We start from the raw sequence: 7,987 nt of genomic DNA, 5'->3' as shown, positions 1-7,987 counted from the left end.
GGTCTGGAGGTCTGGAGGGCTGGAGGTCCGGAGGTCTGGAGGTCTGGAGGTCTGAAGGTCTGGAGGTCTGACAAATCTATGATGACGGAACAATAGGTGCTTAGAATGTCAGAATGTCCGCTAACCACCAAATTAGAATCAGATAGGCCAGGTGGATTTTATCGTTGCAGCTCGTAAAGGCCGGATTCGCCGCTGTGCGATCCTTTTATAGCCTGTCACATTTCCATTATAGCCTGTGACCTGGTAAGGTCATGCGTGTTTTTTGAGCGGCAAATGGAGCGGAAAAGCCGCCTGAGCCGACGGCTTTTTTTGCGCGGGCCAGCTGCGGGACGGCGAGAAGGAGTTGCCGTTCCGCCCAAACAAGCGATCCGATGCTTATGTACCCAATTAAAGCAGGGAAGCCTGTAATAGAACATTACACTTGGCGCGAATTGGAAGGGCGGATGGAAGTGCGGCGTAGAACAGTGCTGATTGTTGCGATTGCGGCCGCGATCGCAGGCATTCTGCTGTGGACGGATTTTCGATACCTCAAGCTGTCGCCGGAGACGATTCGCAGCTGGATGCTGTCCTTCGGATGGATTGCCCCCGCGATCTATATCGGATTGTTTCTGGTACGTCCCTTTACGTTGTTCCCGGCGTCTATCCTGACGCTGGCAGGGGGACTGGCCTTCGGCACGTGGCTAGGCATGCTCTATACGGTGTTGGGCGAACTGCCCGGCGCCGTCCTTGCATTTCTGCTCGCGCGTCGGGTCGGTCTCGGCTTTTTCCGCGGGCGCGACGACCCCCGGCTGCACAAGCTCGAACGCGCGATGCAGCGCAGAGGCTTCCCGATGGTGCTGCTGCTGCGGCTGGCGCCGTTCGTGCCGTTCGATCTGGTGAGTTATGCGGCTGGCGCCGCGAGGATCCCGATGCGGGCATATCTGCCGGCGACTCTGATCGGCGCGCTGCCCGGGACGTTCGCCTACTGCTTCCTCGGCGCGAGCTTGACGCGCGGGAGCTGGAAGCAGATCGCGCTGGCCGGCATCGTCTTCGCCGTGGCGATGTCGGTCCCCTTGTTGTACCGCAAAAAGGTCGAACGGGAAGTCGAAGAGCCGAACGCGGCGTCCGATGGCGATACGAGGGTTGTCCGTGGTCCGGGGCTACGGCGGAAGGCCGGCGCCCGTTCATGAGGGAAGCGCAAGCAAACGCCCGCGCCGGAGGCATCCGGTCGCGGGCGTTGCCGTTGGAAGTCTTCTAAATGCGGTACAAGTCGACGACGACGGTGTTGCCCGGCGTGATCGGCTGATCCATCAGCGACTGCGGAATGACTTGGCCGTTCAGCCGCAGCGTCAGACCGACGCCGTCCCCGATCGTTACGCCGGACCCCCACCGAATGAAGCCTTCCGGTCCGAACCGGATGCGGTCGGTGGCGATCAGGGCTTGACGGATCGTCATGCCCGGATAGTGCGATACATAAAAGTTGCCTTCTGCGTCGGGGAGGGTCTGGCCGCCGTTGATACGAACGGCGACATAGGTGTCGTTGCTGGGTCTGGGCGGCATGATCCCGGCCCCCGGGAATGGGAGCGGTCTTGGTCTAGGCGGCAAGGCCCCTGTTCCGGGCGGGAACGAACCGGGCGGGAACGATCCGGGCGGGAACATGCCGGGCCCTGAACCTAGCGGGAACATGCCGGGTCCCGAACCTGGCGGGAACATGCCGGGCCCCGAACCTGGCGGGAACATGCCGGGCCCTGAACCTGGTGGGAACATGCCGGGCCCCGAACCTGGCGGGAACATGCCGGGCCCCGAACCTGGCGGGAACATTCCGGGTCCTGGACCTGGCGGGAACATGCCGGGTCCTGAACCGGGCGGGAACATGCCGGGCGGGAACATTCCTGGCCCCGAACCTGGCGGAAACATGCCGGGCCCCGAACCTGGCGGGAACATGCCAGTTCCCGGCGCCATGCCGGCGCCCGGCCCCATGCTTGTTCCCGGGAACATGCCAGTTCCCGGCCCCATGCCGGCGCCTGGTCCCATGCCAGTTCCCGGCGCCATGCCTACGCCCGGTCCCATGCCGGTTCCCGGCGCCATGCCGGCGCCCGGCCCCATGCTTGTTCCCGGGAACATGCCAGTTCCCGGCCCCATGCCGGCGCCCGGTCCCATGCCAGTTCCCGGCGCCATGCCGACGCCTGGCCCCATGCCGGCGCCTGGCCCCATGCCGGCGCCCGGTCCCATGCCAGTTCCCGGCGCCATGCCGGCGCCCGGCCCCATGCCGGCGCCCGGCCCCATGCCGGCTCCCGGCGCCATGCCGGCGCCTGGTCCCATGCCGGTTCCCGGCGCCATGCCGGCGCCCGGTCCCATGCCGGCGCCCGGTCCCATGCCGGTTCCCGGCGTCATGCCGGCGCCCGGCAGCAGCGCTCTTTGGTGCTCCGGCACGACCCACCAAGGAATTTGCCTGATCGGCAGTTGCGGCTCATCGGCCTCTTGGTGAAGCCGCACTTTGCCCCCCGCCTTGGCTGATCCGCTCTTTTTCTGGGCTGCGGACAAGGTGCGAAGCTTAGGTGCGACAACGGGCCGGGCTTGGGTGCCTCCAGCCGGTTTGCGCACGTGAGGTCGAACGGCTTTCGACCCTTTATTCGGCATAAGTTGCTCCTCCTCGATATAGGCGAATGACGATAATGCACCATATGCATCCGCCTATCCGATGGTGCGAAGCAGCCGTCTGCGCTACAATATTTCCAGTATTCAAATTACCGCAGAGCAGGTGAACGTATCATGTGGATGTGGATCCTCGGGCTCGTGGCGGTGCTGGTCGCCGCCGGCGCCGTCTTTGTCTGGCTGTTGACGCGCAAGGCGCAGAGCCCCCGTCAGCTGCCGAACGAGAACAAGCCGGGCGTACCGTATGAGGAAGTCGGCTGGACCAGCGGAGGACAGCCGATTCGCGGGTGGTTCCTGCCGCAGCCGAACGCCAGCGCGTCGGAACCGGGACCGGCTATCGTCGTGGCGCACGGCTGGGGCTCGAACCGGTCCCGGGTGCTCCGGTATGCCGGTCCGCTTCATGAAGCGGGCTTCGCGGTGCTGCTCTACGACGTGCGCGCCCATGGCGACAGCGGCCCGCACCGGGCGCCGTCGGGCCTCTTGTTCTATCAAGATATCGAAGCGGCGATCGCTTGGCTGAACCGCCGTCCGGACGTAGATGCTGCGCGCATCGGCGTCCTCGGCCATTCGCTGGGCGCGTTCGGCGCCGTCCTCGCGCTGGATGCGGGCGTTCCCATCGCGGCGCTCGTGACGGATGCCATGCCCGTCCGCTTCGCGACGATGGTCGAAGCCGAATTGCGGCGGCGCCGTCTGCCCGCCTTCCCGCTCGCCCAAATGATCCCGCAGGTGATGGTGTGGCGCAGCGGCATTCCCCGCCGGGTCATGAAGCGGGCCGATCCCGCCCGCATCCTCGCGGACAACGCCCGGGGCCGCCGCGTACCGACGCTGCATATCCATTCCCGCGGGGACGACTTCATCCCGCCGACCGAGCTCGATCACGTACTGTCCCGAACCCCGACGCTCTCCCATCTTTTCGTAGACGTCGAAGGACATAGCGCATCGGAGCGGGATCCGGCCTTCTGGGGGACGGTCATTCCCTTTTTCCGCAACCAGCTGTCCGCACAAAAAAAAGCGGGCCTGCAAGCCATCCGGCCGCAAGCCCAAAGGTTATATTAATGAAAAGGGGGGTCATGTATGCATTGTAACTCCCCAAGATGAAAGATAGATGAAAGCCATATTACGATTGCGTTACAAAACCGGAATCGCGTTAAATCCGGCACACTTCCTTCGGACACGCTGGACAGGCAGGGCAGCGGCAGATCCGCCGAAGGGCTTGCAGGTTCAGGATGTGGATGCGGCCTTTGCGGATGTCGATCGTCCCCTCCTCCTTCAAGCCGTTCAGCATGCGGTTCACGCTCTCCCGCGAAGTTCCGATGAAGTCCGCCAGTTCGGCGTTCGTCAGCTTCAGGCTGATCCGGATGCCTTCCTCCCCGGCGACGCCGTATGAGTTCGCCAGGCGGATGAGCGTCGAGGCGAGCGCGCCGGGCTTGCCGTACAGGAGCAGATCGCGGAACTTCGAATCGGTGATCCGGTGGACGATCGCCATCCAGTTCATGAACTTCACCGCGAAGTCGCCGTGGCGGTAGAGCAGAATCTCCAGATCGCGCCACTGAATGACGCCGAGCTCCGCCGGCTCCAGCACTTCCGCGCTGAAGCTGTATGCCGCCGTCATGCCGTTCTCCGGCTCCCAGACCATATCCCCCGCCTGAAGGATCGACAACGTGAAGTCCTTGCCTTCGGCGGTCGACTTCCGCAGCTTTACTTTGCCCGACCGCAGATAGTACAGCTTGCCGGCCGCCTCTCCTTCCCAGAACAGGTAACTGCCGGCCTCCGCGCGCTTCGGATACATCAGCTCCTCCAGCCGGACGAATTGCTCCTCGGTGAAAAAATGACGAACCCCCAGCGGATTGCAGTCCCGCACCTCGTTCTTAGCCTTCCTCGCCGTCTCGCGCATCGCTAGCCCCACCCTCTGCACCTGATAAGATCAGCTTACTCCCTTCGCGTGCGCGGGGACATCGGGGAACCTCCCGATTGCGACTGCGGGATTTCCCTTATTTCCTTAATGGAAAATTTATGGAACACCGAAAGGGACTTGTTTGTATTTGTCGAATTTTAGAACTGTAATCTATTACTTGTTGAGGAGCGTTAAGGGGAAATGAAAAAGAAAATGTATGTATCGTGTCTGATCTCGGTCATCTTTTGTCTCTTCATGGTATCCGCCGCAAGCGCTGAACGGTTATTCCCCGATAGCTTTTATGAGAGCGATTGCGCAAGCCATCCCGATACGAAAATTTGCAAAGATTTCTACAGAGACACGGGGAAGACTCCGCCAACTCAACCTGAGTACGTAACGACCGATTTTAAAGTATTCGTTGACGGTACGGAACTTCAATTTGATCAGAAGCCAGTCTTATTAGACGACTTTACGCTGGTCCCGTTGCGAAAAATATTTGAAGCATTGGGCGCCACGGTCAACTATGAATTGGGAGTTATTACGGCGTCGAATGGAAATGTTAAAGTCGTGTGTGGCATAGGTCAAACCACAGCAAAGATAAACGATGTCGAAACGACAATAAGCGTTGCACCGCAAATCGTAAACAACGCAACGATGGTTCCCGCCCGATTCATCGCGCAATCCTTTGGAGCGGTAGTCGAATTCGATCAAAAAACAAAAATCATAAATATCTCAACGGCTAAAGCATGAACCTTTCAAGCACCTTCGGGTGCTTTTTATTTTGTAATGCAGGCTACAGAAGATGAAGAATTAGGCGATTCCCGGACCGCGGCATCGGGGGATTCCCCGACTCCCAATCCTAGGAGGATCGGCTACACTGGAGCTATAGCGGCAGAGATTGGGCCAAGCGAGCAGGCGATGTATGCACCTCCGGCGAGGGCTTACAGGAGGCGGCTAAGCGGTCGAAGAAAGGGGCGGAACGCCCATGTACGATCATGAGACGGTTGAAGGCGTGCGGAAGCAGTTGGATCTGATCCGCAGGGCGCTGCCCTGCGACTTCTGCGCGCTAGGGCTGCTGGAGAGGGAAGGGCGAACGCTCAAGTGGCCGTTCGTCTCCGGCAACGGGAACGAACGGTTCGCCGGCATCGGGGAGAGCGGCAGCGGCGGCTTGAGCGGGACGGTCATGAAGGTAGGACGTGCCGCGACGCTCCGAGCGGAAGAGCTGGCCGCCGCCCGCCGCCTGCACGAGTACCCGCTGTTGATCGCGGAGCGGCTGAAGTCCGCCTATGCGGTTCCTCTCCGCAGCGGCGGTCTCGTGACGGGGATTCTGTTGATCGGCGATCGCGTTCTGCATGTCTATCGGGAAGAGGAGCGCAGGCTGGCCGAGCGCGAGGGCGAACGTCTCGCGCAGCGGCTCTCCGGCTGGCGGGCGGAATCCGCCGAGCCTCAGGAGCCGGTATGGTAGAATAAAGTTACTGAAGTCGGTTCAGGACTGGGATCTGAGGAGGAGAGGCGGATGGTCCGCATTTTGGTGGTGGACGACCACGCGGTCGTCCGGTCGGGGCTCCAATTGCTGCTGGACGGCAAGATGGGGATGACCGTCGTCGGGGAGGCGGCTGACGGAGACGAGGCGCTGGCCCGGGCGGCCGAGCTGCTGCCGGACGTCGTGCTGATGGATTTGAGCATGCCGCACGGCAAAGACGGCTTAACCGCCACGGCCGAGCTGAAAAAGCTGCTGCCGGACGCGGCGGTGCTCGTGCTGACGATGCACGACGACGAAGGCTATCTGTTCCGCGCCATCCAGGCGGGGGCTTCCGGCTACATCTTGAAGAGCGCCCCCCACGAGGAGCTGCTGTCGGCGATCCGGCATATCGCGGAGGGGCAGGCCTATCTGTCTCCTGCCGCCACCAAGCGGCTCATGAGCGACTACTTGGACAAGATGCGCGGCGGCGAGCTCGTCGGCACTTACGAATCGCTGTCCGAACGGGAAAAGGAGATTCTGGCCAAGGTCGCTCAAGGCTACGCCAACCGCGAGATTGCCGAACAACTGTTCATCAGCGTGAAGACGGTGGAGACGCATAAGAGCAATCTGATGGAGAAGCTGAATCTGCGGACGAGGCCGGATCTGGTCAAGTTCGCGATGAAGAAGGGGCTGCTGAACTTTGAATGAGCGAAGCGGGGAAAGGCGCAACGAAGCCGGCAACCTCTCCGAGGGGGCCGGCCTCGATCCGGAGCTGCGCGAGCGGCTGGGACGTTCGCTGAAGGAGCTGTCGGACGTCAAGTTCGCGCTCGACGAGGCGTCGATCGTGGCGGCGACGGACCGCAAGGGCGTCATTCAGTACGTCAACGACAAGTTCTGCGAGATCTCCGGCTATACGCGGGAGGAGCTGCTCGGCCAGGACCACCGCATCGTCAATTCGGGCTATCACGGCAAGGCTTTCATGCGCGAACTGTGGCGGACGATCGCTTCCGGCCGGGTGTGGCGGGGCGAGATCCGCAATCGCGCCAAAGACGGGAGAGCCTACTGGGTCGATACGACCATCGTTCCGTTCGTGGACGGCGAAGGGATTCCTTATCAATACCTGGCGATCCGTCACGAGGTGACGCGGCTGAAGGAGACGGAGGCGCAGCTCCAAGCGATGATGGCCCAATTGATGCAGGTCCAGGAGGAGGAGCGGCGGCGCATCTCCCGGGATCTGCACGACGGCATCGGCCAGAGCCTCTTCTCGCTGAAGATCGCGATCGACCGCCTGTTGGCCGACGGAGGGCACGAGCATCTCCGAGGGCTGGGCAGCGAGGTGTCCCGGCTCATGGCGGACGTCCGCGGCCTGGCTTGGGAGCTGCGGCCTTCCGTCTTGGACGATCTGGGCGTCGTGCCGGCGCTGCGTACCTACATCGAGCATTACGAGCGCCACTACGGCATCCGGGTGCGCTTCGACTGCGACGTCCGCCGGCGGCCTGACCTGCTCGCGGAGACGACGCTCTACCGCGTCGTACAAGAGGCGCTGACGAACGTCGGCAAGTACGCGGGCGTAGCGGAGGCGACCGTGCGGGTGCGGGACCTGGGCGCCTGCATCGAAGCGGTCGTGGAGGACCAGGGCGCGGGCTTCCGCCGGGAGGAAGCGGGTCGGGGCGTCGGGCTGTTCAGCATGGAGGAGCGGGCGAGAGCCGTCTCCGGGGAGTTGGCCGTCCGATCCGAGCCCGGACGGGGCACGACCGTCACGCTCAAGGTGCCTGTCGGGGAGAGGCGCGAAGGAGCGACGGGAACGGATCGCGCGCTATGAATATCGCAAATTGCACAAATAGACTGTCCTCGCTGCGATTGGCGGCCGGGGAGGGTCTATTTTTTCATTTATACATTTCTCGGTTAACGCTGTAACGATACTTTATATCGTTACAGGTCGCATGCACGCTCCGTTCGCCGCTGTAACGATACTTTTTATCGTTACAAGTCGCATG

General features: G+C 62.2%; 8 protein-coding genes. 6 read left to right on the top strand and 2 right to left on the bottom strand.

Annotated features, from left to right (window positions below):
* Window positions 1–449 precede the first annotated feature (449 nt).
* Complete coding sequence (locus tag H7C19_RS13840; RefSeq protein ID WP_185143235.1) at window positions 450–1,169, top strand: TVP38/TMEM64 family protein; 720 nt, start codon at window positions 450–452, stop codon at window positions 1,167–1,169.
* Between the two features lie 64 nt (window positions 1,170–1,233).
* On the opposite strand, the gene H7C19_RS13835 is transcribed toward H7C19_RS13840, so the two are convergent.
* The gene (locus tag H7C19_RS13835; RefSeq protein ID WP_185143234.1) at window positions 1,234–2,619 is read right to left on the bottom strand and encodes a hypothetical protein; all 1,386 of its coding nucleotides are present in this window, start codon (window positions 2,617–2,619) and stop codon (window positions 1,234–1,236) included.
* Between the two features lie 132 nt (window positions 2,620–2,751).
* On the opposite strand from H7C19_RS13835, the gene H7C19_RS13830 reads away from it, so the two are divergent.
* Window positions 2,752–3,690 (top strand): alpha/beta hydrolase, encoded by a 939-nt coding sequence (locus tag H7C19_RS13830; RefSeq protein ID WP_221469241.1) that lies wholly within the window; start codon window positions 2,752–2,754, stop codon window positions 3,688–3,690.
* Between the two features lie 91 nt (window positions 3,691–3,781).
* Here the strand turns inward: H7C19_RS13830 and H7C19_RS13825 are convergent, their stop codons facing one another.
* Window positions 3,782–4,540: a Crp/Fnr family transcriptional regulator gene (locus H7C19_RS13825; protein ID WP_313731628.1), complete on the bottom strand. Its 759-nt coding sequence runs from the start codon at window positions 4,538–4,540 to the stop codon at window positions 3,782–3,784.
* Between the two features lie 189 nt (window positions 4,541–4,729).
* On the opposite strand from H7C19_RS13825, the gene H7C19_RS13820 reads away from it, so the two are divergent.
* The 4 genes from H7C19_RS13820 (at window position 4,730) to H7C19_RS13805 (ending at window position 7,812) form a co-directional block, all read left to right on the top strand.
* Complete coding sequence (locus H7C19_RS13820; RefSeq protein ID WP_185143232.1) at window positions 4,730–5,278, top strand: copper amine oxidase N-terminal domain-containing protein; 549 nt, start codon at window positions 4,730–4,732, stop codon at window positions 5,276–5,278.
* 235 nt (window positions 5,279–5,513) lie between these two features.
* Window positions 5,514–5,993: a GAF domain-containing protein gene (locus H7C19_RS13815; RefSeq protein WP_185143231.1), complete on the top strand. Its 480-nt coding sequence runs from the start codon at window positions 5,514–5,516 to the stop codon at window positions 5,991–5,993.
* Window positions 5,994–6,044: 51 nt separating this feature from the next.
* Window positions 6,045–6,698, top strand: coding sequence for a response regulator transcription factor (locus H7C19_RS13810; RefSeq protein WP_185143230.1), 654 nt, complete (start codon window positions 6,045–6,047; stop codon window positions 6,696–6,698).
* Window positions 6,699–6,762: 64 nt separating this feature from the next.
* The gene (locus H7C19_RS13805) at window positions 6,763–7,812 is read left to right on the top strand and encodes a PAS domain-containing sensor histidine kinase (protein ID WP_246469499.1); all 1,050 of its coding nucleotides are present in this window, start codon (window positions 6,763–6,765) and stop codon (window positions 7,810–7,812) included.
* The last annotated feature ends 175 nt before the right edge of the window (window positions 7,813–7,987 follow it).

The organism is Cohnella nanjingensis (assembly GCF_014212125.1).
Lineage (GTDB): Bacteria > Bacillota > Bacilli > Paenibacillales > Paenibacillaceae > Cohnella > Cohnella nanjingensis.
The sequence above is the reverse complement of the archived record's forward strand: the minus strand, read 5'-3'. Positions and strand labels throughout refer to the sequence as shown.